Raw genomic sequence first — 25,956 nt, forward strand, 5'->3', positions numbered from 1 at the left:
AAACTTAGAAACTGGAAAAATATAAAAAATACAGAAAATAAGATTTTGACAAAATATTTAAAATCTCTTAAAAGTATCATGGGTTTGCAGCTAATTTTGGATCGATGTGAAATGATTTAGAAGAATTTCCATCGGCATACACACTAAAATTGATAGTGTATTTGTCGAGTTTATGAACCAAATTTGAATCATTTTTAATCTTAGCAGTTGCGTTTCCAGATCTTCCTCCGATACCGTAAATGGTCGTGACATCAAAGAAATTCAAATCTCGGGATTCCGGTTCGTTAAAAATACTATCAATGGCAACGGAATAGCCTTTGTCATTTGTCACACCAATCCATCTGACATCTTGGTTGAGGTATACGTTAGATAAAAAGTCTTTCAAAGTTCCGTTTGGAGATCTTCCTGCATTATCGTCAGTTAAGGAACAAGCGTTATCAATATCCTCCTGTGATGGATTGCTCATTGCGTAAAGACTGCTGGCTTGAACAGTCAATGCGATTACTACTTTTTTGCCCATGATTATTATATTTAAAATTTATTAAATAGTAACTTAAATAGACCATTATAGAATGAGGCAGCTTAATTAATATATTGATATTTAGTAGTTAAGGGGCTTATTTTAATATCAAATTTAATATTTTTTTCAAGATCAACATCAGTTTACTATGCATGCATCACTACTGTAATTATCCATTTTTATATAATTATGAAATGGAAATCCGACAGGAATAAAATAGTGACCGAAACTATCTTAGAAAGACCAAAATAGAAAATTAAGAATACATGTACAAAAAACCAAATCAAATAAATATCTAAGTTATTACTAGTCAGTAAATTGAAGTTTATTTGTTACTTTAGTAGAACCAAAGAATAGTAATTAAAATAGATCATTATGATTACTGATCAAAATTCAATCAATTGGAAAAAAATATTTTGTTTTAAAAATATTAGTTTAAATTTAGTAGGAGTAGCCTTGATAACCCTTGCTTTAAAAGGTTTTATGATACCTAATAAATTTTTAGATGGTGGAATTATCGGCATTTCAATATTGGTTCATGAAATTACAAAATGGCCTTTTGGAGTTTTGGTATTAATGTTTAATATTCCTTTTTTAGTCATTGGAAACCGAATGTTAGGTAAAACATTTGCATTACAAAGTTTTTTGACGTTCTTGTTAATTGCTGTCAGTATGACTTTTTTAGATGTGGATCCCGTGACTTCAGATCCGCTTTTAATTGCATTGTTTGGTGGCTGTCTTATTGGTGTAGGGATGGGTTTGTGTATCCGAAGCGGTTCTACAGCAGATGGAGTTGAGATTCTGGCGTTATTGACTACCAAAAAAATTGGACTTAATGTCTCAGAAGTCATTTTTGCCTTGAATACGTTATTATTTCTTGCAGCTGCATGGTCTTTTGGAATTTCTACTGCTTTGTACTCTATTGTCACTTATTTTTCAGCTGTAAAATCTTTAGATTATATATCCCATGGTTTAGAACAATATACTTCGTTGCATATCATTTCTTCTAAAAGCGATTTGATTAAATCATTAATTGTCCAAAAATTTGGAAAAGGAATCACCATCATTAAAGGTGAAAGAGGTTATTTGCCGGATAAATTTGACGTGAAATTAGATTGTGATATCATTGTCACCGTGGTAACCAGACTAGAATTACTCCGAATTAAAGAAGAAATCCGAAAACTAGATCCTAAGGCATTTATGTTTATTCAGTATATCAAAGAGGCCAGTGGCGGAATACTGCGAAGTATGAATTAATATTGATTTGGAACCACTTATAATTAATGGTAAATGTATTCACTATTTGAACTTGGAGAAAAATAATAAGAAGTGGGAATTATGCAATAGGTTTAAAATGCAAGCTGGAATAAATTTCATAATTTTATAAAAAAATTATAAAATATGATACCAACGAAGGGATATGCAGTACAGGATGCTAAGTCGGATTTAGCTCCATGGAATTTCGAAAGAAGAGAATTAGGACCGCATGATGTGCAATTTGATATTCAGTTTTGCGGAGTTTGTCATAGTGATCTTCATCAAATAAAAGATGATTGGGGAGGAGCAATATACCCGATGGTTCCCGGACATGAAATTGTAGGGAAGGTAGTCAAAGTAGGAAGTCACGTAAAGAAATTTAAGGTAGGTGATTTAGCAGGAACAGGTTGTTTGGTCGATTCCTGCAGAACTTGTGAAAATTGTAAAGAGGGTTTAGAGCAGTTTTGTTTAAAAGGAAGAACAGATACCTATAATGCTTTGGGACAAGACGGGGTAACTCCTACTTACGGCGGGTATTCGGATACTATCGTAGTACATGAAGATTTTGTTTTACATATTTCAGATAAATTGCCTTTAGCTGCTGTAGCGCCTTTATTATGTGCCGGAATCACTACATATTCACCATTGAGACATTGGAAAGTAGGAAAAGGACACAAATTAGCTGTTTTAGGACTTGGCGGGTTGGGTCACATGGCAGTAAAATTTGGCGTTGCTTTTGGTGCTGAGGTTACCGTCTTGAGTACATCAGCAAACAAAGAAGCAGATGCCAGAAAATTAGGGGCTCATAATTTTATAGTTACCAAAGATGAAAAGCAACTGGCAAGTGTTGCGGGTTCTTTTGACTTTATTTTAGATACGGTTTCTGCTCCGCATGATTTGAATTTGTATTTATCTTTATTAAGAGTAAACGGAGTGCATATTTGTGTTGGAGTACCACCAACGCCTTATGAAATCCATGCTTTTAGTCTTATTGGAGGACGTAGAAGTCTTGCAGGTTCATTAATAGGCGGTTTGCCTGAAACTCAGGAAATGTTAGATTACTGTGCGGAACACGGAATTGTTTCTGAAATTGAAATGATTGATATAAAAAATGTGCACGAAGCGTATGATCGAATGACAAAAGGCGACGTCCGTTACCGTTTTGTTATCGATATGGCGACGTTGTAAATAAATTATAAATGTAAAAACCCTAAACATTTTGATAATGTTTAGGGTTTTTTGTGACCTTGACTGGATTCAAACCAGTAACCTCTTGAGCCGTAATCAAGTGCGCTATTCAGTTGCGCCACAAGGCCATTTTTTACAATTGGAGTGCTTATTAAGCGCCTTATTGCGGGTGCAAATATAAGTATAAATGTGTAATTTGCAAGTCTAAATTTATAAAAAAACAAAAAAATATGCCGATAAAGAATCATATACGTGATATTCAGGGATTTCCCAAAGAAGGAATTTTATTTAAAGACATAACTCCGTTGCTAATTGATCCCGAAGCAAGGAATAAATGCCTTGAAATATTGCTCTCATCCTTAAAAAATAAGAAAATTGACAAGGTAATAGGAGTAGAGAGTCGTGGATTTTTCTTTGGAATGTTGATTGCACAAGAATTGAATGTTGGTTTTATTCCAGTTCGAAAACCGAACAAGTTGCCTTACGAAACGATTTCGGCGACGTATGATTTGGAATATGGAACCGATACTTTAGAAATTCATACCGATGCAATTCAAAAAGGGGACCGAATCCTAATTCACGATGATGTTTTGGCAACCGGAGGAACGGCTAAAGCAGTTTGTGAATTGGTGGAACGATTGGGCGGTGAAATCGTGCAATGCAATTTCCTGATGGAATTAGCTTTCTTAAATGGAAGGGTAAAAATCAAAGGAAATGAAATTTTTGCTGCAATTACGTATTAATCTAGCGCACGCGTCGTTACGTAGTACCTAAAACCAATAATTGCCATTTGCCATTTCTTGGCCTTTGCCAAATCCAAACGCTGCTTTGTGAAACTGGGTAAAATGACTTTATTTATTTTGGCTTCTTTTGTGTGTGGTGGCGTTGGGGGTATTGGAATTTCTTTAACATCAAGATTTGGTGGCACTTCCTTTTTGTAGTCTTTTATAGCATTTATATGATTAAAATGATTTTTTAGATGTGGATTGTCTTTTAAATTAGCACTAAAACCGAAGTTTATTTTATTTTCATTGTCCTTTTCTGCAAAAATATTAAAAGGTTTAATAGGTGATTTCCCATTAATTTGATTCACTTTTTTAATTCCTTCTTTGTTTTTCAATTCAACTTTAATGGCAACAATTTCCTTGTTTTTGTTTAATTTAATATTTGAAAAATTCATTTCCAAATTATATTCTTCTTTAAAAAAATCTTTTTCAGCAATTAGTTCTTCCTCCGTTGAATTTGAAGCGACATGAAGTTCTACCTTTGTGCCATTGGCTACGACGGTAAATTCTTCTGCTTTCTCTTGCGCAACAACATTTATTTGGAAAAACATTACAAATGCTACTAAAGCCGGCAGAACAAGCGTGTACTTCCAGGAATTCGATTTTTTTGATTGATTTTTGTTTAACATAACAATTCGTTTTTTGATTAATGATTGATAAAAATGATTAGTAATGGCAACACAATTTTCGTGTGTTGTTATTTTTAAAAGCGTTAACTGATACGCTTTTTTGTCGGATATTTTTTTCGTGGCTTCGTTATCGGCAATGAATTCCAGGTTTTGTAAAATCGCTTTTTTGTACAACCAAATAAATGGATTGAACCAAAAAAGGATACAAAACAGTCTTGAAATCAATACATCAACAGTATGATTTTGTTCGCTGTGAACTTTTTCGTGTTCCAAAATATTTTCTAGTTCGGAAATGCTGTATAATGACGAGTTGTAAACGATAGTGTTAAAAAAAGAGAACGGAGCGAGGTTGTCTTGTAAGTCAATAAATTTAAAATCGGCTTGACGTTTTATTATTTTTCCTTTAAATACTTTTTGTAAGCTGTAAAAATCAAAAGCAAATTTAGTTAATAGAAATAATGCACCAACGCAGTAGAGTGTTGCTAATCCAAGATAAATATATTCTTCTGTATGGTCTTCATTTACAGTTGTAGTTATAGGTAATTATGACCAATCATAATTTATAGGAGTAGGTTCGACCCAGATTATTTTCGTAAAAACGACTAACGGCAAAAGAACGGAAGTAAATAAACCCAGTAACAGAAACCAACGATTGCTGGTAAAAAAGGTTTCTTTTCGCAACATAAAATGATAAGCCAAATAAAACAGCGCAATTAATCCACTGGATTTGATAAGAAAAATATAGAATGCTTCCATAAATATTGTTGTTACTATGTAGTTTATATTTCCTCTTTTTGATTTTCAATCATGGCTAAAATTTCCCGTAATTCAGCTGCGGAAATTTTTTCTTCTTTTGCAAAATGCGATACCATATTTTTATAAGAACTGTCAAAATAATTATCGATTGCCGTACTCATAAAGCGCTTTCTATAATCTTCTAAACTCACTATAGGATAATATTGGTGCGTGTTTCCAAAGGCATTGTGAGAAACAAAACCTTTTTCTTCGAGGTTGCGCACAATGGTTGAAAGTGTGTTGTAATGCGGTTGATCTTCTGTTATTTCTGCAAGGACTTCTTTTACGAATGCTTTTTTGAGCTTCCATAAAATGTGCATGATTTCTTCTTCTTTATTAGTCAGTTTTTGCATGATTTTTTTATTTAAATCAAATTTACAACTAATTTTATAGTTACGCAACTATAAATGCAGTTTAATAACTATTTTTATAGTTTTTTTAACTTCTAACAGTAGCTTTTGGAAACTGTAAGATCTTTTAATCAGAGAAATAATTATGAAAATGAGGTTGCGTGAGGGGTAAAAGCTAGCTGCCGAAGTAGCGCGTATAGCCCGACGCTATAAAGAAAAGGGGCCAGTAACGATGTTGTTGCTAAGCCCCTTTTTTTTATAGGGTCACGCCCAAAGAATGATAATGGAATTAGTTTTGTTCTTTTTGAACGAGTTTTTGCAGCCAGATACAGCCTGCGACTGATAAAATCCCTAAAGTTCCCATGACAAACCAGTTTGCCTGATAGCCAAATGCCGCAATGATTTCCAGTCCAGTTTTAGAACTTGCAATGTGCGCTAAGCTGAAACTCATTGTAAACAAAGCCATGTAGCGCCCTTCGTGACCTTTTGGTGCTCGGCTTAAAGCGAAAGAATTGGAAAAAGGAAAGATGAACATTTCTCCAAAAGTGATAAAAAGGATGCTGACGATTAGGATTCCTGCCCACATATTGAGCATTAAAACATAGAAACTTAGAGACATCAGTAACGAACCCCAAAGAATAATTTTGAGTTTATCGATGTTTTTTCTTTGGCTAATACTCACAATTGGCATTTCCAGGAAGAAAATCAGCAACCCATTTAAGGATAATAAAAGTCCGCTTTGAAACTCGGTTAAACCAAATTTTTCATTGTGATATAAGGGTAAAGTGGTGAAAAGCTGAAAGAAAAGCATTGCCGTAATAAAACAGATAAAGAGAAAAATCCAGAATATCTTGTCTTTGAAAACGGAAGTAGGTATTTCGGTTTCGCTATTTGCGGAGTCTAAATCGGCTGGTTTTTTGCGCTCTTTTACTAATAACGTGAAAATTAATATCGAAATAATACACGAGCTTCCATCAACCCAAAATAATCCGCTGTAGCCTAAATTCATAATGATTAAACCACCTAAAGCCGGTCCTGCAGTAAAACCTAAATTTACTGCTAGTCGAACTAAAGTCAATGCTCTGGTGCGATTTTCAGGTTTGGCGTAGGTCGCCAAAGAGACAAACATGGCGGGACGAAACATATCAGCAACGGTCATAATTACGAACATACCAATGCATAATCCCCAAAATGTACGAATGTATTGTACTAAAAATAGCAGTATTCCGCTGGTGAACAAACTGAAAACCATGATTTTATAGAAACCTATTTTATCAGATAATTTGCCGCCAAGCCACGAACCAAGCATAGAACCAAAACCAAAAGCGACCATAATCCACCCGACTTGTGCATAGGAAAAACTTAAATCTTCTTTCAAATATTTTGATAAGAACGGCAAAACCATCGTACCAGCCCGATTGATAAAAGTAATTAGGGTAAGTATCCAAATTTCTCTGGTGAAGCCTTTGAAATTATTAATGTAACGTTGAAAAGCTGTTTGAAACATACAATGAGTTATTATTTTGCAAAGGTAGAAAACTTTGTTCCGATGCGCCTTTGTGTCCTAGTAACTTTTAAACTATTTTTGCATAAAAATAAGAACATGAGAACGCTATTCACTTTGTTGTTTTTAATACACTTGAATTTAGGTTTTGGCCAAGAAAAATTTGATGTTTCGGCTGTAGCCAAATTCCAAACCGAATTGAACGAAGAATATGCGGATGCCAAGAAAAGTCCGTTGACTGCGGAAGATTTAGCGGTTTTCAAAACACTTGACTTTTATCCTGCAAGCGAAACTTTTTTTGTGGTGGCTAAGTTTGTAAGAACACAAAAAGAGAAGCCATTTGAAATGGAAACGTCTACGGACAGAAAGCCATTGTATGTCAAATATGGCGAACTTTCTTTTACAATTGATGGTCGGGATTTTAAACTAAATGTCTATAAAAACATTGAACTTTCCAAAAAGAAGGAGTATAAAGACTATTTATTTCTGCCGTTTTCCGATTTGACTTCAGGCAAGGAAAGCTACATTGGCGGGAAATATATCGATTTAAGAATTCCAAAAGGAGATACGATTGTGATTGATTTCAATACATCATACAATCCGTATTGTGCCTATAATCATAAATATTCTTGTCCAAAAGTTCCTTTGGAAAATGATTTGGATATAGAAATAAAAGCAGGAGTTAAAAAATTTCACGACTAATGGAATTCTTTAATCTGCATACGCATAAATGGACTAATCAACCGAATGTGTTGGAATTAGTGAATCAATATCCTCAGGAATTTGATGCAACAATTCCGTATTATTCGATCGGGATTCATCCGTGGTTTATCGTTGAAGAACGAATAGAAGCTGACTTGGCGATAATGGAAAGTAAGTTACAAGAGGTAAATTGTCTCGCTGTTGGCGAATGCGGATTAGACAAACGCATTGAAATCTCGATGGAATTGCAGCAAATGGTTTTTGAAAAGCAATTGCTTTTGGCACAAAAACATAAAAAACCAGTGGTAATACATTGCGTTGCGGCTTTTCAGGAATTGATTGCAATTAAGAAAAAAATGAATATTTCAGTACCAATATTGATTCATGGATTTTCGAAAAATATACAAGTCGCCAAACAATTACTGGACAATGGATTTTATATTTCCTTTGGAAAATATTTATTACTCAATTCAGAACTGGAAGCTGTTTTTAAAAGCGTTCCTGATAATCGATTTTTTCTGGAAACGGATACGGTTGAAGAAGGAATTGAAGCAGTTTATGAATTGGCAGCAAAATACAAAGGAATTTCTATTAAAGAAATACAGGAAATAGTGAATGCAAATTTTAATGAAGTTTTTGATTTCAAAATTTTTCAAAAACATTAAACTTTAAACAAAAAACAATGGCAGAGTGGACAGAAAGAGCCGAACTTTTATTCAAAAAAGAAGGTTTAGATAATTTAAAAAATGCAAATGTACTGGTCGTAGGATTGGGTGGCGTTGGTTCTTTTGCGGCTGAATTTTTGGCAAGAGCAGGAGTGGGAACGATGACTATTGTTGATGGTGACGTAGTTGATATTACCAATATAAACCGACAATTGCCTGCTTTACATTCGACCGTGGGACAACCTAAGGTGACTGTTGTTGGTGATCGATTAATGGACATTAATCCGGAATTGAAATTGACTCGGGTGCAGGAATTTCTTTCGCCGGAACGTGCTTTCGAAATTGTTTCAGAGGAATTTGATTATGTTTTGGATTGCATTGACAGCGTGACTCCAAAGTTGAATTTGATTATTGGTGCCAAGCGAAAAAGAGTCAAAATTATCAGCAGTATGGGCGCTGGTGGGAAAATGGAAGCTTCCAAAGTGAAAGTAACGGATATCACGAATACCGTGAATTGTTATTTTGCTAAAACCATCCGAAGACGATTAAAAGAAGTGAAAATTGATAAACTGAAAGTGGTTTTTTCTTCTGAGATTCAGGACGAATCGAGTTTGAAAATGACAGATGGATCTAATTTTAAAAAATCATTTTACGGAACAAATAGTTACATGCCGGGATTATTTGGTTTGTACGCTGCAGAAACCGTTATTCGCTATTTACTTAAAAAATAGTGTTCAGAATTCAGTTTTTTAGTATTCAGTTCTAAAAATCTAAGAAGTCTTAAAACTATAAAGTCTAATAATCTAAAAAAAAATGATACAAACCGTAATTTTTGACATGGATGGTGTAATTGTCGATACTGAACCCGTACACCGTTATGCTTATTTCAAACAATTTGATGAGTTGAATATTACTGTTACGGAAGATATGTATACTTCATTTACCGGTTTTTCTACTCGAAATACGTTTCAGAAATTGAAAGAGGTTTTTGTTATAGAACAGGAAGTAGAGGATTTAATTCAAAGAAAACGGACTATATTTAATGATTCTTTTGATAGTAAGGCTGATTTGGAATTATTGGAAGGTGTTGAAAATCTTATTAAAGAATTATATCAAAATGGCATGCAATTGATTTTGGCCTCTTCGGCATCCAAAGTTACTATTGAACGTGTTTTTAGCAGGTTTAAATTGCATGAGTATTTTACGCATGTGGTAAGCGGTGAAGATTTTCCTAAATCAAAACCACATCCTGCAATTTTTGAACATGCCGCAAGTTTATCAATTGCACCAAAAGAAAAATGTATCGTTATTGAAGATAGTACAAATGGAATAAAAGCGGCGAAAGCTGCCGGAATTTTCTGTGTGGGTTACAACAGTATTCACTCTGAGGCACAAGATTTATCGGAAGCTGATGTTGTAATTAATCATTTTAACGAATTGGGTTTTGAAGCTGTTACCAATATTGATTCTAAATTAAGGAATAATTAACATTTGAAAGCCATTGAATTTGTAAATTTGAAGACACAAAAATTTAAAACATGAAAAAAATAATCATTGCATTTGCCATTATTATAGCAAATTTCACTATTGAGGCACAAGTAAAAACACCTCAATCCAGTCCAAAATCTACCATCATACAAGAAGTAGGTTTGACAGCTGTAGAAATTAATTATTCAAGACCAAGTGCCAGAGGAAGAGCCGTTTTTGGAAATTTAGTCCCTTTCGGAAAAGTATGGAGAACCGGAGCTAATGAAAATACAACCGTATCTTTTAGTGACGATGTTATTATTGATGGTAAAACCTTGAAAAAAGGAAAATATTCGTTGTATACAGTTCCAAAAATAGAAAGTTGGGAAATAATATTTTATAAAACTACTGATAACTGGGGGAATCCAGAAGAGTGGAAAGAAGAAAATGTAGCCCTTAGAGCAACTGTTAAACCAGAGACTTTAAATAAGAGCGTTGAAACATTCACTATCGGAATTAGTGGTTTAGATAATAATTTTGCCTTTTTAGAAATATACTGGGAGAACTCGTATGCAGCTGTAAAATTTGAAGTTCCTACTCAACAAAAAGCAACTGCCAATATTGAGAAAGCATTAGCAGGACCAACTGCTGCAGATTATTTTTCAGCAGCTCAATTTTTATTCCAATCGAATGGTGATAATGCAAAAGCATTGGTTTATGTAAATAAAGCGTTAGATATGTCTAAAGACAAACCGTTTTGGTACAACAGATTGAAATCATTGATTCAAGCTAAACTTGGAGATAAAAAAGGAGCAATCGAAACTGCAAAATTATCTCTTGCAGCGGCTGAAATTGCTAAAAACCAAGACTATGTAAAAATGAATAAAGACAGTATTGCAGAGTGGAGTAAGAACTAATTATACTCACTGTTTTGCAAAAAAAATCCCGTTTCCATTTTGTAATAGAGACGGGATTTTTTTTGCTTTATCCTGATATTTGGGAAACCTTTTTTTAATCAAATTTATATTCCAATTTTTGGATGGTTTTAAATATTATAAATCAATTAACACCTCAAAATTTAATGAGATTCCGTAATTGCCTAATTTTGTTCAAAATTTAGAAATTTATAATGACTAAAAATATTCCAATTTCCATATTAGAATTAGCAATAATCACCGAAAATAGTAATGCAAGCGAAACATTACAAAAAACAAAAGCTTTAGCGCAATTAGCTGACAGTTTAGGATACAACAGATTTTGGCTAGCCGAACATCATAATATGGCGCATGTAGCCAGTACGGCAACAGTTGTTTTGATTGGTTATATTGCCAGTGAAACCCAGAATATCCGCGTAGGTTCAGGCGGAATCATGTTACCCAATCATGCTCCACTTATAATTGCGGAACAATTTGGAACCCTTGAAACTTTATATCCCAACCGGATTGATTTAGGATTAGGAAGAGCGCCAGGAACGGATGGTTTAACCGCGCAAGCGATTCGGAAAGATTTCTTCGAACAATCACAACGCTTTCCTCAAAATGTTGCCTCGCTACAACAATTTTTCTCAGAGGATAATGCTACTGCAAAAGTGCGTGCTTTCCCTGCGGAAGGAATTAAAGTTCCCATTTGGATTTTAGGTTCCAGTATGGATAGTGCTGCTTTGGCTGCTGCCAATGGGTTGCCATATGCTTTTGCAGGACATTTTGCACCAAAACAAATGCATCAGGCATTTGAGTTTTATAGAGATAATTTTGAACCTTCGGAATATTTAGATCAACCTAAAACAATGGCATGTGTAAACGCAATAGCTGCCGAAACCGATGAAGAAGCTGAAAAATTAGCAACTAGTTTGACTCAAATGTTTCTGAATTTGATTCGGAATGACAGAAAGCCATTGCAGCCGCCAGTTGATTCGTTAGATGGAATTATGAGCGAAGAAGAACATTTTCATGTCAATCAAATGACTGCTTGTTCATTTGTAGGAAGTAAAAAGAAATTAGAAACAGAATTGAAGCAATTTATTGAATATACCCGTATCGATGAAGTGATGATTACCAGCCCAATTTTTAATCATGAAGACAAATTGAAAAGCATTCGAATCATGAAGGAAGTCATGGATGCTATTAATAAGTAGTAGAATTTCGGATGTTTTTTTTAACTAAAATTAACTTAGTATTTTGATACATTTAAACCATACAAGTCATATAAGTTCATTTAAGAAGCTCAATTATTTAAAATAAATTAAAAACCCTGCAATGTAAGTTGCAGGGTTTTTTGGTTTATACTTATAATTAATAATTCATCATTGAAAAATAATTATTTCAAGCTTCCCACCATATCTTCGGGTTTAACCCAAGCATCAAAATCTTCTGGAGTTACATATCCTAAACGAACCGCCTCTTCTTTCAATGTTGTTCCGTTTTTATGTGCAGTTTGAGCAATTTCAGCTGATTTATAGTATCCAATTTTAGTATTCAAAGCCGTAACCAACATTAATGAATTGTCAACCAATTCTTTGATGCGTTTGTAGTTAGGTTCGATACCTTGAGCGCAATGTTCGTCAAAAGACATGCAAGCGTCACCAAGCAATCTCGCTGATTGTAAGAAATTTGCAGCCATCAATGGTTTGAAAACGTTCAATTCATAATGTCCTTGCATTCCTCCAACAGATATTGCTACGTCATTCCCCATCACTTGTGCGCAAACCATAGTCAATGCTTCACATTGCGTTGGGTTTACTTTTCCAGGCATGATAGAAGATCCAGGCTCATTTTCAGGGATAAGGATTTCTCCAATTCCGGAACGTGGTCCAGAAGCTAACATACGCACATCATTGGCAATTTTATTCAATGAAACGGCCAGTTGTTTTAAGGCACCGTGTGTTTCTACAATGGCATCGTGTGCGGCTAGTGCTTCAAATTTATTTTCGGCAGTTACAAATGGATGTCCAGTAAATTCAGCGATATATTCTGCTACTTTTACGTCATATCCTTCTGGAGTATTTAATCCTGTTCCTACTGCAGTTCCTCCTAAAGCCACTTCTGATAAGTGTGCCAATGTGTTTTTAACCGCTTTCAAGCCGTAGTTCAATTGCGCTACATATCCTGAAATTTCCTGTCCTAATGTAAGTGGAGTAGCATCCATCAAGTGCGTACGACCTATTTTTACAACATTGTTGAATTCAACTGCTTTTGCATGAAGTGTATCTCTTAATTTTTCAACTCCGGGAATAGTAACTTCTACAACTGCTTTATAAGCCGCAATGTGCATTCCTGTTGGGAACGTGTCATTTGAAGATTGCGATTTATTTACATCGTCATTTGCTTTAATGAATTGTTCGCCTTCGCCAATGTTGAATCCTTTTAATACTTGTGCACGATTAGCAACAACTTCATTTACGTTCATGTTACTTTGCGTTCCTGAACCAGTTTGCCAAATCACCAATGGGAATTCATTATCTAATTTTCCCGCCAAGATTTCATCACAAACTGCAGCAATAGCGTCGCGTTTTTCGACTGGTAAAACTCCTAAATCACAATTAGCGTAAGCCGCTGCTTTTTTAAGATAAGCAAAACCTTCAATAATTTCTTTTGGCATCGATGCTGATGGACCTATTTTGAAGTTATTTCTTGAACGTTCTGTTTGTGCGCCCCAATATTTTTCAGCTGGAACCTGCACTTCACCCATGGTGTCTTTTTCTATTCTGAATTTCATTTTGTTGTTATTTAGGAATAATTATGTTGTGTATTACTTTTTAGCCCCGATGGCAACGGAAATCCTTTTCTTTTTTTCTTTAAAAAAGAAAAGATTATAGTGAACAGCGGGAAACAGCTCCAAATTCTGAGTTCAAAAATACGGATAATTCCTTTTTTATAAAAATTGATTGATAGTTTTTATGGTTTTTTATTGGTACGAAAAGGAATTAAACTTACATTTGTGGCTACATTCAAAATTCCGGAAAACATGTTTGAATTTTCACAGTACTTAGGCTTTTTACTTTTCTTAACCATTCTTACTATAGGATTTTGGTTGATGTTTTTTCTAGTTGGTTTCGTATCCTATTGGGTAGGTGGAGCAAGTTGGGAAGCATACAAGGAGAAAAGAGCAAAAAAGAAGCAAGAACAATCAGTTTAATCTTTTTGTTAAATAAAAAAAGGACTCATTTATGGGCCCTTTTTTTTTATGCTTATACTTTTTTAATTTTATTGGATTAAATGATTTATAAAAAAAGGACCCATTTTCATGAGTCCTTAATTTTGTTATCCTTGATAATCACCTTCATTATCCCCTTGATTTCTTTTAGGTTGTTCTCTTTCGTTTTTAGGTTTGTTAAAACGATAGGTGAATGATAAATTAAATTGTCTTACTCTCCATTGCATTTCGCTGTAAGAATCAACAGTTCCCGGAAGGAAAGTTTCCATCATTCTTTTTCTTGAATTGAAAACATCACTCACGTTGAATGAAAGTGTTCCTTTATCTTTTAATACGTCTTTACTGAATGCAATGTTTGCTGCAAAAATACCTAAGCTTCTTCCTTGTGCATTATTTTGCGGACCGTTATACGTTGCATTAGTTTGCCAGTCAATTTTGTATGGCAATGTGATTTTTGAAGTCAATCTTGTAGACCATGAAGTTGCTACGTTATCAAAATTTTGTACAATTTCATTATTTTTAAAATCAGTATAAGTAAAATCTCCTTGAGTTTCGTTTCTGAAGAAATTGAAGTTACTGTTTAATTTCCACCATTTGTATGGAGAATAGTTTAATGTGAATTCAAATCCTACTCTGTATTCTGTAGCTAAGTTAATAGGTGAACTAATGATAATAGGTGTACGAGTATCTTGACCACCATTAATTTGTGTTACTTCTCCATTTACAACTGTATCTTCACCGTCAATTATATCTACAACAAAATCACCTGATTCTCTTCTTGCAAATTGGAAAACATCAGTTGTTTTATTTACGTATAAGGAAGTATTGAAAGTTAGTTTTTCCCATCTTTTAATGTAACCAAAATCAATTGCATCTGAAAATGCTGGATCTAAATCTGGGTTTCCAACAAAAATATTGATGTTACTGGATAAGTTGCTGAACGGATTCAACATTCTTCCTCTTGGTCTTTGAATTCTTCGGCTGTAGCTTACAGAAGCGCTACTTTTGTCTGAGATTTCATAAGTGAAAAACGCACTTGGAAAAAAGTTATTATACTTTTTAGTATTGAAATCGTTCGTTGCTAATTGATTGATTTCAATATTAGAATCTTCAAAACGCAATCCAAATAAAGCTGAAAATTTATCGATTTTCACTCCGTACTGAGTGTAAATCGCATTTACTTTTTCTTTATATTCTAATGTATTCGTGAAGTTTTCATTGATTACGCCATCATTGTCAACTCTGTAATCTGTAAGTAATTCCGAGAAATCACCACGGTAACCTGCTTCAAACTGACTTCCTTTTCCAAAAGGTAAAACATAGTCCATTTGAAGTAAATTTCTGCTTTGAGTTTGATTGTTGATGGTATTGTCAAATTTTACTACACTTGTGTTTGTTGCTGTGTCTGTAATCAAAGCATCATTGATGTCATCATTTGTAGAGAACGAACCGTCAATTGTTAATTTATGACCGTCTTTTTTGAATTTCTTAGTGAAGTTAGTTGCAAATTCTACGTTTTCACTGTCGCTATTTTCTAAATTGATACGGTTACGAGTGTAGTCATAATTAAAACCTGCATCATAGTTATTCTGGAAAACGTTATCCACGTTGATTCCATTACTTTTTCTGTAGTTGAAAGTATTAGTCCATGAAACGCTTTCGCTTAAATACCATTCCATTCCAAAGTTTCCATTGTACCCTTTATTGTCTCTTTCGTTTTCTCTCGTTTCATTTACATAATTTCGAGTTGTATTATCCTTATTTAAATATCTTGAATTTGTAAATGCATTTCCAGGATTACTACGGTCATTGTAACCTTGTGTTGTAAAAAGATTGAAGTTCTTTGATTTATAATTTAAGGTTCCGCTTAAACCATAATTTTCAGGGTATCCTGCAGAAGCAATAAATGTTCCGTTAAGTCCTTGATTTTTCCCTTTTTTTAATATAATATTCAATAAACCTCCACCACCTTCGGCATCATAACGCGCAGACGGATTAGTAATTACTTCTACTTTTTCAATCGCATCAGCTGGAATTAATCGTAATGCTTCAGCAATATTAATCGCATTCGATGGTTTTCCGTCAATAAGTACTCTTACGTTTTCATTTCCGCGAAGGCTTACGTTTCCTTCAACATCAACGGAAACGGATGGAATATTATCCAAAACATCGCTTACGGTTCCTCCTTTTACCATAAGGTCATTTCCTACGTTGTATACTTTTTTATCTAATTTGATTTCAACCGTTGTTTTTTCGGAACGAATGATAACCTCATTCAATTGATTGGCATCTTCTTCTAAACTAATTAAGCCTAAACTAGTGCTTTCCTGAAAGGTTTTTTGTTTTATTTCATTCACTTTAAAAGATATAAACTCAATTTTAATATCGTAAATACCTGGCTTAATATCAATACTAAATTCTCCTTTTGGGTTTGTAATTCCTCCGGCTACTGGTTTTGGATTGTTTGGAATCAAAAAAGTAATTGTTGCATATTCAAGCGGCTGTTTGCTAATTTTTTCAATTACTTTACCAGTAATTTTAATTTTTTGGCTTGGAGCTTCTTGAGCAAAACTGAATAGGGCATTAAAAAAGATAACAAGAATTAAAACAGATTTTATTTTTTTCATTTTAAAAAAACTTTGGTTACAACCTTTAGATTGCAAAAGTAGGATTTGGTTTAATACTACAAATCACAAATTAATGTTAATTAAAAAAGTAAGTTTTTATAAAATAAAAGCGGCTACTTTTTCTAAATCTCTTCCTATAATTGCTTTATTTCCCACAATAACAATAGGTCTTTCAATCAAAATAGGATTAGATATCATGGCTTGAATAATTTGTTCGTCATTCATTTTTTGGTCTTTAAAATTTTCTATCCAAATTTTTTCTTTTTGGCGAACTAATTCAATAGGTTTCATTTTTAGTTTTTGAATGATATTGGATAATTCTTCAAAAGAAGGAGGTTTTGACAAATAATTGATTACTTCAAACTCTTTTTCTGCATTTTCTAAAAGTGCTAAACAATTTCTAGATTTTCCGCAGCGGGAATTATGGTATATTTGTATCATATTTTTTTTGTATTTTGATTAATGCAAATTGTGATTAAAGGATTATTTTGAGTGTAACAAAAATAACACTTGTTAAACTAATCAGGTATAAAATTAAACTAAAAATACATGTTTATAGAACAAGGTTTGAAATCAGAGAATAAGTTTTGGAAGTATATTTTAGGTTCTGTAATAATCATTTTCACTTCATTGTTGGGACAGATTCCGCTTCTTGTGACTTTGCTTTATGAAACATTTGTAAATGGAAAACCCTATCCTGCATCTAATGAGGCAATCATGCGTTTTTTTGAACCAAACTTTACTTTATTTTTGATCATGATTTCGTTTGTTTTTATTATGCTTGGGATCATTCTGGTAGTGCGTTATTTACACCATCAAACGATTCTTTCCGTAACAACTTCTCGGAATAAAGTTGATTGGAACCGAATTGTATTTTCATTTTTAATTTGGGCCGCATTTACAATTGTATCCACATTGATATTTTATTATTACAACCCAAGTGATTTTGTGATCAATTTTAAACCTGTTCCATTTGCTATTTTGGCTTTAATCGGCATAATACTTATTCCTATTCAAACCAGTTCCGAAGAATATATTTTTAGGGGCTATTTGATGCAGGGATTTGCTAATCTTGCTAAAAATAAATGGTTTCCGCTACTAATGACTTCTCTTATTTTTGGTGGAATGCATTGGTATAATCCTGAAGTTGCTAAAATTGGCCCTATAATTTTGGTTTATTACATCGGAACTGGATTGTTTTTGGGAATCATTACACTTATGGATGAGGGAATGGAACTTGCTTTGGGATTTCATGCCGCTAATAATTTGATTGGAGCTTTGCTAGTAACTTCAGATTGGTCCGCTTTTCAGACTCATTCTATTTTTAAGGATATTTCAGATCCCTCAGCAGGATTAGATGTTATTCTTCCAGTTGTTATAATTTACCCAATACTTTTATTTATCTTTAGTAAAAAATACAACTGGACCAACTGGAAAGAAAAATTAACTGGAAAAATCCAAGTAAAATAATCTTTCACTAATTTTAAAATTAACTAAATCATGACTGATACCGTAACATACCAAAATATACATAATCGTTTTAAAATTAATGGGTTTCATTTGAATCGAAATGATTTATACGAAGTGGCGTATAGCTTTATCAAAGAAGGTGAAGAGTTTGAAAAAGCTGTGGGTGATTTTATACTCGATTGGTTTGACAATAAATCATATCTGGAATTGAATACATCAGGTACAACAGGAACTCCAAAATTGATCCGAATAGATAAACAAGCAATGGTCAATTCAGCAATTGCCACGGGTGATTTTTTTGATTTGAATCCGGGAGACAAAGCATTACATTGTTTGCCAACAAAATATATAGCTGGAAAAATGATGTTTGTGAGAAGCTTTATTCTAGGTCTTGATATTGATTTTGTGGCACCAAGTTCAAATCCTATAGTAGAGAATAGCACTAAATATGATTTTGTAGCTATGGTACCTTTACAAGCTCAAAATTCTTTAACTGCATTAAAAAATGTTAAAAAGCTAATTATCGGAGGAGCTAAAATGAGTGCTTTACTTGAAAATGAGCTTTCTAAATTGAAAACGAAGGTCTATGAAACCTACGGGATGACGGAAACAATTACTCATATCGCTGCAAAAGAAATAGGTGAGACGGCTTTCTCAGTTTTGCCTAATATTAAAATAGCTAAAGACCAAAGAAATTGTCTGGTGATTGATGCACCAGCAATTTCAGATGAAGTTATTGTCACCAATGATTTAGTAGAACTAGTAGGTGAAAACCAATTTGTCTTTTTAGGACGGATGGATAACGTGATAAATAGTGGTGGAATCAAATTAATTCCAGAGAAAATAGAGGCTAAATTATCCCATAAAATTCATTCAAGATTTTTTGTAAGTGGAGTAGAAGACTCTGATCTTGGCGAAAAATTAGTATTGATAATAGAAGGTAAAAATCAATCATTAGATGACAACATTTTTGATGGTTTAGACAAATATGAAAAACCAAAAGAAATTTTTTATGTAGAAAAATTTACTGAAACCGAAAACGGAAAGATAAAACGGAAAGAGATTCTGGAAAGCATTTAACGTATTTATCTTTAAAAGCATCTCATAACGAATAGACTGCCCCCAAAAAGTTAGACGCTAGTTGGGGTTTTTTGATTTAAGCTAACTTTTTTGCGATAGAATTAGTTTATGAAGCGATATTTTATTTTTAAACCAAGACTATTTTCTGCGTGCCATTGTGCTAAAAATTGAGTGAAATCCAAGGATACTCCAAATACTTTTTTTTTGCTGCCAACGATGAAATTTTTACCCAGATATAAACCCGAACATATTCCAAATTGCTGGTTTTTTGAATATTCGGATACAAAGCCAAGTCCTATTTGACCGTCTTCATCCGAAAGCGCATAGCCAACACCTGATTCTGCACCCAAGTACCAATTAGAGTTTAAATTAAATTGTATGTTAGGTTTTATACAAAATAAACTAAAGTTACTATGCAATGCTCTTTCCTCCAATGTGCTTTCAGGGGTTAATATTCTAGTATTTTTTTTTATAAATCGATAATCATAATCGATTTTAATGCCCAGCTCGCTTTTTTTTGAAATATTTTTCCATGCTCTAACATTAAATCCAATTGCAAGACGGTGGGAACGATACATCTGAATGTGTACAGGCAATGAAAGATTGATGCCCGATTCTAGATAAATAGATTTATTTTTCTTTTTAGAAGTATCATTCTCTAATTTTGTTTGTGCGTTTAAAGGATTTACTAGTAACAATAGACTAAATAGTACAATCAAAATCTTTTTCATTTTTTTATAATTTTAAATTAATAAAATGAATTAGGTTAAGATTTATTGAGTATAATATAATAAATTGAGGCTGATGTACAACTACTAAAAAAGAGTTGTACAGCAGCCATAAATTTACAAATTAATATTTTAAGTATTTGATAATCAGTGTTAAACTTGAATAACTCCTAAATTGAATTTTTTCTCAATTGGGGAGTGATTCGCCGCTTCGATTCCCATTGAAATCCAAGTTCTAGTATCTAAAGGATCGATAATCGCATCTGTCCACAATCGTGAAGCAGCATAATATGGAGACACTTGTTCGTCATATCTTGCTTTTATTTTATCAAACAATTCTTTTTCTTTAGTTTCATCAACCAATTCGCCTTTTGCTTTAAGCGAAGAAGCTTCAATTTGTGCCAATACTTTTGCAGCTTGTGTTCCGCCCATAACGGCTAATTCAGCACTTGGCCAGGCAAAAATTAATCTTGGGTCATACGCTTTTCCACACATGGCATAATTTCCTGCACCGTATGAATTCCCCACAATTACTGTGAATTTTGGTACAACTGAATTAGATACTGCATTCACCATTTTTGCACCGTCTTTTATAATTCCTCCATGTTCTGATTTAGATCCTACCATAAAACCGGTAACATCTTGAACGAATACTAAAGGAATTTTTTTCTGATTACAGTTTGCAATAAAACGAGTGGCTTTATCCGCACTGTCGGAGTAGATTACGCCTCCAAACTGCATTTCACCATTTTTAGTTTTCACCACTTTTCGTTGGTTGGCAACAATTCCCACTGCCCATCCGTCAATTCTGGCATAACCGGTTATAATGGTTTGACCGTAACCGTCTTTATACGGTTCAAATTCAGAATTATCAACCAGACGATTGATAATTTCCATCATGTCGTACTGTTCATTTCTAGCTTTTGGTAAAACGCCGTAGATTTCTTTTTCGTCTAATGCGGGTTTTTCTGCTTTAATTCTGCTGTAACCGGCTTTGTCAAAATCACCTATTTTGTCAACTATATTTTTTATTTTATCTAATGCGTCTTTGTCATCTTTGGCTTTATAATCTGTAACACCCGAAATTTCACAATGTGTTGTTGCACCGCCTAAAGTTTCGTTATCGATGCTTTCGCCAATGGCAGCTTTGACCAAATAACTTCCCGCTAAGAAAATACTTCCTGTTTTATCTACGATCATGGCCTCATCACTCATGATTGGCAAGTAGGCACCACCGGCAACACAGCTTCCCATTACGGCAGCAATTTGGGTAATTCCCATACTGCTCATTTGGGCATTATTTCTAAAAATACGTCCAAAATGTTCTTTATCAGGGAAAATTTCATCTTGTAAAGGCAAATAAACTCCAGCACTATCTACCAAATAGATGATTGGTAGCCGATTTTCCATTGCGATTTCTTGTGCACGCAAATTTTTCTTTGCGGTTATAGGAAACCAAGCACCCGCTTTTACGGTAGCATCATTGGCAACAACAATACATTGTTTTCCTCTGATGTATCCTATTTTTACAACAACTCCACCGGAGGGACAACCACCATGTTCCGCATACATTCCTTCACCAACAAATGCCCCAATTTCTATACATTTTGCCTTTGGATCCAATAAATAATCGATACGTTCACGTGCCGTCATTTTGCCTTCGGTATGTAATTTTTGGATGCGTTTTTCACCGCCACCTAATTTAACTACGCTTAATTTTTGTCGCAATGCGGAAAGTAAAAGTTTATTGTGATCCTCGTTTTTGTTGAAGTTCAAATCCATGATGAAATAGTGTTAAAAAATTTGTGCTAAAATACAAAATCAAACTAAATAAATTTTATTATTTGATTGCTTTAGAAAGAATACGGAATTTTTTTTGATATTAAAACAAAAAAACAGAAGTTACCTGCTGTTTTTTTATGAATTTAATAAAAAATAATAATTATTTATGTTTGGATTCATTTACAAGTCTTTTCAAAATTGCCCATTGTTTCAGTGCATCTCGAGCTTCTACAGCCGGATATCCTAACATGGTTTTTCCTGCGGGAATATCTCCTGTAACACCTGAACCAGCACCTACAATGGCACCATCGCCAATAGTGGTGTGGTCTTTTATAGAAGCGCTTCCGCCAATAATTACTCCGTTACCTAAAGTTACGGACCCTGCAAGTCCACTGTTTCCAGCCATAATACAGAATTTCCCCAATTTGCTGTTATGACCAATTTGAACCAAATTATCAATTTTACAGCCGTCTCCTAAAATGGTAGAACTGAATTTTCCTCTATCAACGCAGGTATTGGCACCAATTTCGACACTATTGCCTATAATTACATTTCCAATTTGTGGAATTTTCACCAAACCTCTTTGAGGATCAGGTCGAAAACCAAAACCATCTGCACCTATTGTAGCATTGGGATGTATGATACAATCATTCCCAATATGACATCGTTCTCTAATAACAGTTCCTGACCAAATTACAGTGTTTTTTCCTATTGTACATTCATCAAGAATAGTAACATTTGGATAAATTGTCGTATTATCTCCAATAATAACTTTAGGTCCTATATAACATCCCGCACCAACTCGGGCACCATTGCAAATAGTTGCAGTTGTATCAATTACAGCGGTTGGATGAATGTCAATAGTAAATAATGGAGTTGGTGGTGCAAAAAGTTCCAATACTTGAGACATGGCTAAATCGGCATTTTTAACTTTTATAAAAGCCCTGTTTTCCCCGGGTTCTATAGCAATATCCTCGTTGACAACTGCCACACAAGCTTTGGATGTTGACCAAAATTTCTCATATTTTTTGTTACCAATAAATGAAATTTCAGTAGTACAAGCCATTTCTAATTGTTCTGGAGCAGTAATATTTTCGGAAGTATTCCCGACAATAATTCCCTTTAGAATCTCATTTATTTCTTGAATTGTGTAGGATTTCATTAAGTATAGATTGGGTTTTGTTATTTAATAATTTTCAAATAAAAGGATTTAGTGTTAAAATTCCTAATGCTACACATTTCTTTAACAGGAGTAAAAGTAGTATTTATGTAAGTTATGAATACAATTCTATAACATAATAGACTACTCATAGCGTACATTTGCAACTTAATACAAACAGTATTTGTTATGAAATTGCTTCAAATAAAATTGTCTTTCTTTTTAGTTTTATGCTCTTGTTTCATTGCGAATGCTCAACTTCAGGCCTTGTTCAATAGTAAGACACAACTTCGGGATTTGACTGAACGTTGGGAATTAGATACCACTTCTGTTAGAGGAACATTTTTAGTAACTCCTTACAAGCCTATGTATGTTCTACCCATTCGATGGACAAATAATCCGAATGAGAGACCTTCTTCAGGAAATGTGGATCCTGATTATGTAGCTCCACCGGGGGTTGATTATGATAATATTGAGACTAAATTTCAGTTGAGTTTTAAGACCAAAGTTTTACAAGGTATTTTTTGGGGCCATGGTGATTTATGGGTTGCTTACACACAAATATCACATTGGCAAATATACAATAATGATCTTTCACGACCTTTTAGAGAAGTTAATTACGAACCAGAACTGATTCTGAATGTTCCTGTTAAATTTAATTTTTTGGGTTTTAAAGCCCGAATGATTGGAGTGGCATTAAATCACCAATCTAATGGGAAAAGTGAACCATTTTCAAGAAGTTGGAACAGAATTATTCTTCATGCCGGATTGGAACGTAAGAACTGGACAATCTATGTTAGGCCTTGGTTTCGTATGCCAGCAGCGAAAGACGATAATCCGGATATTTCTGAATATGTTGGGCGAGGTGATGTGAATGTGATTTATACCAAAAATGGCAATATATTTTCTTTTATTGGCAGTCATAATTTGAATTTTAATTCAAAAGCAAGAGGGAATTCATCATTTTCCTGGTCATATCCCATAAAAAATAATCTCAAGGGATATTTATTAGTTTCTCATGGATATGGGGAAACGCTGATTGATTATAATAATTTGCAAACGACTGTTGGGATAGGAGTCTCCTTGATTGAATGGCTTTAGGTTTAAAAAAAATATTGAGACGATCAAGATACTAAATTATTTTACGGTAATTGGCAAGTCAAATTTTACACGTGCATCCTTACCGTCCACTTTTCCCGGAATCCATTTGGGACTATTAAATAAAACTCTTACTGCTTCAACATTCATGTCATAATTGATTCCTTCAATGATTTTAAAATCGCTTAAAGTTCCATCTCTTTCAACCACAAAAGCTATTTTTATTAGGCCTTTGGAGTTGTTTGGCAATTTAAAATTTTTTGCTATGTAATCATAAAAAGCTTTCATTCCTCCCGGAAATTCTGGTTTTATATAGTAAGTAAAAAATTCTATTTCAGTTCCATTTTCATTAAAACAGTTCCCGTCAACAAATTTTCCATTTTTAAAATTTTCGGTACGTTTTATTTGGCCATTTTCAAAATAACGAGTCTGAATACCTTCTTGTTTGCCTTTAACATAAATTGCCAGCATTTCTTTTTTGCCGTTTTTATACCATTTTTCAGATGTACCGTTTAAAATTCGTTTTTTATAATTGGAAAAATGATCTTTAGAAAAAAGGGTATTATCTAGGTAGTACGTTGTTCGTAATGTTTCTTCTGGACTGTCTTCATAAATAGTATAATAAGTTGCATTCTCCGCAGATGGTAATTCTTTAAAGTGCTCGGTAAAATATACTTTTTCCTGAGCATAAAAAGTTATGGAGGATAACAAAACAAATAGAAGAAGTAATTTTTTCATTTAATAAAGAGTGATTTTAAAGCAAAAGTAATAAAAAAATCCTACAATATAGCGATTTGCTTATTGTAGGATATTTTTTAATTGTAGGATAAATTTATTCTTCTTTTTGTCCCATCATCATTAAATAGGCTTTCAGGAATTCATCAATTTCTCCATTCATAACGCCATCAACATTACTGGTTTCATATCCGGTACGAACATCTTTGACTAATTTATAGGGTTGCATCACATAATTTCTGATTTGAGAACCCCATTCTATTTTCATTTTTCCAGCTTCAATATCCGCGCGCTGTGCCTGTTTCTTTTTTAGCTCAATTTCGTATAGTTGAGATCGTAACATTTGCATGGCACGTTGTCTGTTGTCTTGCTGCGAACGTGTTTCAGAACATTGTATTTGAATTCCGGTTGGTTTATGAAACAATTGTACTTTAGTTTCTACTTTATTTACATTTTGCCCTCCCGCACCGCTGGATCTCGAAGTCGTAATCTCGATATCAGCAGGGTTTATCTCAATTTCGATACTGTCATCTACAAGTGGATAGACATATACTGACGCAAATGAGGTATGACGTTTGGCATTACTGTCAAAAGGTGATATTCTAACCAATCGATGTACGCCATTTTCTCCTTTTAAATAACCAAAAGAATAATCACCTTCAAATTCGAGTGTTACGGTTTTGATACCGGCAGCTTCTCCTTTTTGGAAATTTAGCTCTTTGATTTTGTAGCCATATTTTTCGCCCCACATCATGTACATACGCATCAGCATTTCGGCCCAGTCGCAACTTTCAGTTCCACCGGCACCAGCAGTTATTTGTACCACGGCACTCAATGTATCCCCTTCGTCCGAAAGCATGTTTTTGAATTCGATGGCTTCAATGTGCGCTTGCGTAGCGATGTATTGTTCGTCTAATTCTTCTCCGGTAAGTTCGCCTTCTTTGTAAAAATCATAGGCGAGTTGCAATTCTTCAGTCATTTCGACCGCTTTATTGTAATCTTCAATCCACTTTTTCTTATTTCGAAGGTTTTTTACAATAAGTTCAGCTTCTTTGGCATTGTTCCAAAAGTCTGGCGCAAAAGTTTTTTCTTCCTCGTTTGAAATCTCAATTAGCTTGGCATCAACGTCAAAGATACCTCCTCAACGCACCAAGGCGCTCTACAATACCTTTAATTTGTTCGGTAGTTGTCATAAAATTATATTAATTTAATAGGTCTGTTTTCAATATTTATCAAAAATGCCGCTCTGTACTACAATTAGTT

Annotated in this window: 24 protein-coding genes, 1 tRNA gene and 1 pseudogene; 13 read left to right on the plus strand and 13 right to left on the minus strand. The window is 33.9% G+C overall.

What is annotated here, in order from left to right; translation table 11 throughout:
• Positions 1 to 76: 76 nt before the first annotated feature.
• Positions 77 to 520, minus strand: coding sequence for a hypothetical protein (locus tag BC952_RS08185; RefSeq protein ID WP_121365136.1), 444 nt, complete (start codon positions 518 to 520; stop codon positions 77 to 79).
• A 375-nt stretch (positions 521 to 895) separates the two neighbouring features.
• Here BC952_RS08185 and BC952_RS08190 point away from each other — a divergent pair, with 375 nt between their 5' ends.
• Together BC952_RS08190 and BC952_RS08195 are read left to right on the plus strand one after the other, a co-directional pair.
• Positions 896 to 1,777 (plus strand): YitT family protein, encoded by an 882-nt coding sequence (locus tag BC952_RS08190; RefSeq protein ID WP_121365137.1) that lies wholly within the window; start codon positions 896 to 898, stop codon positions 1,775 to 1,777.
• Positions 1,778 to 1,921: 144 nt separating this feature from the next.
• Positions 1,922 to 2,965, plus strand: coding sequence for an NAD(P)-dependent alcohol dehydrogenase (locus BC952_RS08195; RefSeq protein ID WP_121365138.1), 1,044 nt, complete (start codon positions 1,922 to 1,924; stop codon positions 2,963 to 2,965).
• A gap of 54 nt (positions 2,966 to 3,019) precedes the next feature.
• Here the strand turns inward: BC952_RS08195 and BC952_RS08200 are convergent.
• A tRNA-Arg gene (locus BC952_RS08200) sits at positions 3,020 to 3,093 on the minus strand.
• A 102-nt stretch (positions 3,094 to 3,195) separates the two neighbouring features.
• Here BC952_RS08200 and BC952_RS08205 point away from each other — a divergent pair.
• Complete coding sequence (locus BC952_RS08205; RefSeq protein WP_121365139.1) at positions 3,196 to 3,708, plus strand: adenine phosphoribosyltransferase; 513 nt, start codon at positions 3,196 to 3,198, stop codon at positions 3,706 to 3,708.
• Positions 3,709 to 4,256: 548 nt separating this feature from the next.
• Here BC952_RS08205 and BC952_RS15220 read toward each other — a convergent pair.
• The 3 genes and pseudogenes from BC952_RS15220 to BC952_RS08220 form a co-directional block, all read right to left on the minus strand.
• Positions 4,257 to 5,135, minus strand: a pseudogene (locus BC952_RS15220) (M56 family metallopeptidase); the annotation flags it as partial.
• A 23-nt stretch (positions 5,136 to 5,158) separates the two neighbouring features.
• Complete coding sequence (locus tag BC952_RS08215; RefSeq protein WP_113633657.1) at positions 5,159 to 5,527, minus strand: BlaI/MecI/CopY family transcriptional regulator; 369 nt, start codon at positions 5,525 to 5,527, stop codon at positions 5,159 to 5,161.
• Between the two features lie 286 nt (positions 5,528 to 5,813).
• Entirely contained in the window at positions 5,814 to 7,031 is a 1,218-nt protein-coding gene (locus BC952_RS08220) for an MDR family MFS transporter (protein ID WP_121365140.1), read from the minus strand.
• Between the two features lie 96 nt (positions 7,032 to 7,127).
• Between BC952_RS08220 and BC952_RS08225 the strand changes: the two genes are divergently transcribed.
• From BC952_RS08225 to BC952_RS08250, 6 genes are all read left to right on the plus strand, one after another.
• Positions 7,128 to 7,730, plus strand: a complete 603-nt coding sequence (locus tag BC952_RS08225; RefSeq protein ID WP_121365141.1) for a DUF1684 domain-containing protein — start codon at positions 7,128 to 7,130, stop codon at positions 7,728 to 7,730.
• Positions 7,730 to 8,395: a TatD family hydrolase gene (locus BC952_RS08230; RefSeq protein ID WP_121365142.1), complete on the plus strand. Its 666-nt coding sequence runs from the start codon at positions 7,730 to 7,732 to the stop codon at positions 8,393 to 8,395. The genes BC952_RS08225 and BC952_RS08230 overlap by 1 nt, the downstream gene beginning before the upstream one ends.
• Positions 8,396 to 8,412: 17 nt before the next feature.
• Positions 8,413 to 9,126: a tRNA threonylcarbamoyladenosine dehydratase gene (locus BC952_RS08235; protein ID WP_121365143.1), complete on the plus strand. Its 714-nt coding sequence runs from the start codon at positions 8,413 to 8,415 to the stop codon at positions 9,124 to 9,126.
• 82 nt (positions 9,127 to 9,208) lie between these two features.
• A complete protein-coding gene (locus BC952_RS08240; RefSeq protein WP_121365144.1) occupies positions 9,209 to 9,883 on the plus strand; it encodes an HAD family hydrolase in 675 nt (224 codons plus the stop codon).
• A 50-nt stretch (positions 9,884 to 9,933) separates the two neighbouring features.
• Positions 9,934 to 10,779 carry a DUF2911 domain-containing protein gene (locus BC952_RS08245; RefSeq protein WP_121365145.1) on the plus strand — a complete coding sequence of 282 codons (846 nt, stop codon included), beginning with the start codon at positions 9,934 to 9,936 and terminating at the stop codon, positions 10,777 to 10,779.
• A gap of 212 nt (positions 10,780 to 10,991) precedes the next feature.
• A complete protein-coding gene (locus BC952_RS08250; protein ID WP_121365146.1) occupies positions 10,992 to 11,996 on the plus strand; it encodes an LLM class flavin-dependent oxidoreductase in 1,005 nt (334 codons plus the stop codon).
• Between the two features lie 182 nt (positions 11,997 to 12,178).
• On the opposite strand, the gene fumC is transcribed toward BC952_RS08250, so the two are convergent.
• The gene (fumC, locus tag BC952_RS08255; protein WP_113635550.1) at positions 12,179 to 13,576 is read right to left on the minus strand and encodes a class II fumarate hydratase; all 1,398 of its coding nucleotides are present in this window, start codon (positions 13,574 to 13,576) and stop codon (positions 12,179 to 12,181) included.
• A gap of 222 nt (positions 13,577 to 13,798) precedes the next feature.
• Here fumC and BC952_RS08260 point away from each other — a divergent pair, with 222 nt between their 5' ends.
• Entirely contained in the window at positions 13,799 to 13,996 is a 198-nt protein-coding gene (locus BC952_RS08260; RefSeq protein WP_165150931.1) for a hypothetical protein, read from the plus strand.
• Between the two features lie 125 nt (positions 13,997 to 14,121).
• Here the strand turns inward: BC952_RS08260 and BC952_RS08265 are convergent, their stop codons facing one another.
• Positions 14,122 to 16,641: a TonB-dependent receptor gene (locus BC952_RS08265; RefSeq protein WP_121365147.1), complete on the minus strand. Its 2,520-nt coding sequence runs from the start codon at positions 16,639 to 16,641 to the stop codon at positions 14,122 to 14,124.
• Between the two features lie 96 nt (positions 16,642 to 16,737).
• Positions 16,738 to 17,082 carry an arsenate reductase (glutaredoxin) gene (gene arsC, locus BC952_RS08270; RefSeq protein WP_121365148.1) on the minus strand — a complete coding sequence of 115 codons (345 nt, stop codon included), beginning with the start codon at positions 17,080 to 17,082 and terminating at the stop codon, positions 16,738 to 16,740.
• A gap of 108 nt (positions 17,083 to 17,190) precedes the next feature.
• Here arsC and BC952_RS08275 point away from each other — a divergent pair, with 108 nt between their 5' ends.
• The gene (locus BC952_RS08275; protein ID WP_121365149.1) at positions 17,191 to 18,111 is read left to right on the plus strand and encodes a CPBP family intramembrane glutamic endopeptidase; all 921 of its coding nucleotides are present in this window, start codon (positions 17,191 to 17,193) and stop codon (positions 18,109 to 18,111) included.
• Between the two features lie 30 nt (positions 18,112 to 18,141).
• Positions 18,142 to 19,191, plus strand: coding sequence for an AMP-binding protein (locus tag BC952_RS08280; protein ID WP_121365150.1), 1,050 nt, complete (start codon positions 18,142 to 18,144; stop codon positions 19,189 to 19,191).
• A gap of 101 nt (positions 19,192 to 19,292) precedes the next feature.
• On the opposite strand, the gene BC952_RS08285 is transcribed toward BC952_RS08280, so the two are convergent.
• From BC952_RS08285 to lpxD, 3 genes are all read right to left on the minus strand, one after another.
• A complete protein-coding gene (locus BC952_RS08285; protein ID WP_121365151.1) occupies positions 19,293 to 19,922 on the minus strand; it encodes a hypothetical protein in 630 nt (209 codons plus the stop codon).
• A gap of 150 nt (positions 19,923 to 20,072) precedes the next feature.
• Positions 20,073 to 21,701 (minus strand): acyl-CoA carboxylase subunit beta, encoded by a 1,629-nt coding sequence (locus BC952_RS08290; RefSeq protein ID WP_121365152.1) that lies wholly within the window; start codon positions 21,699 to 21,701, stop codon positions 20,073 to 20,075.
• A gap of 160 nt (positions 21,702 to 21,861) precedes the next feature.
• A complete protein-coding gene (gene lpxD / locus BC952_RS08295; RefSeq protein WP_121365153.1) occupies positions 21,862 to 22,863 on the minus strand; it encodes a UDP-3-O-(3-hydroxymyristoyl)glucosamine N-acyltransferase in 1,002 nt (333 codons plus the stop codon).
• 186 nt (positions 22,864 to 23,049) lie between these two features.
• On the opposite strand from lpxD, the gene BC952_RS08300 reads away from it, so the two are divergent.
• Positions 23,050 to 23,961 carry a phospholipase A gene (locus BC952_RS08300; protein ID WP_121365154.1) on the plus strand — a complete coding sequence of 304 codons (912 nt, stop codon included), beginning with the start codon at positions 23,050 to 23,052 and terminating at the stop codon, positions 23,959 to 23,961.
• A gap of 36 nt (positions 23,962 to 23,997) precedes the next feature.
• Here BC952_RS08300 and BC952_RS08305 read toward each other — a convergent pair whose 3' ends face one another.
• Positions 23,998 to 24,696, minus strand: coding sequence for an energy transducer TonB (locus BC952_RS08305; RefSeq protein ID WP_121365155.1), 699 nt, complete (start codon positions 24,694 to 24,696; stop codon positions 23,998 to 24,000).
• A 94-nt stretch (positions 24,697 to 24,790) separates the two neighbouring features.
• Positions 24,791 to 25,886 (minus strand): peptide chain release factor 2 gene (gene prfB, locus BC952_RS08310; protein WP_121365156.1). Its coding sequence is split into 2 segments (ribosomal slippage): positions 24,791 to 25,822 and positions 25,824 to 25,886, totalling 1,095 coding nucleotides; the frame shifts between segments, so codons are not numbered across the junction.
• Positions 25,887 to 25,956 lie beyond the last annotated feature (70 nt).

It is taken from the genome of Flavobacterium limicola, assembly GCF_003634755.1.
In the GTDB taxonomy this organism is placed as follows: domain Bacteria; phylum Bacteroidota; class Bacteroidia; order Flavobacteriales; family Flavobacteriaceae; genus Flavobacterium; species Flavobacterium limicola.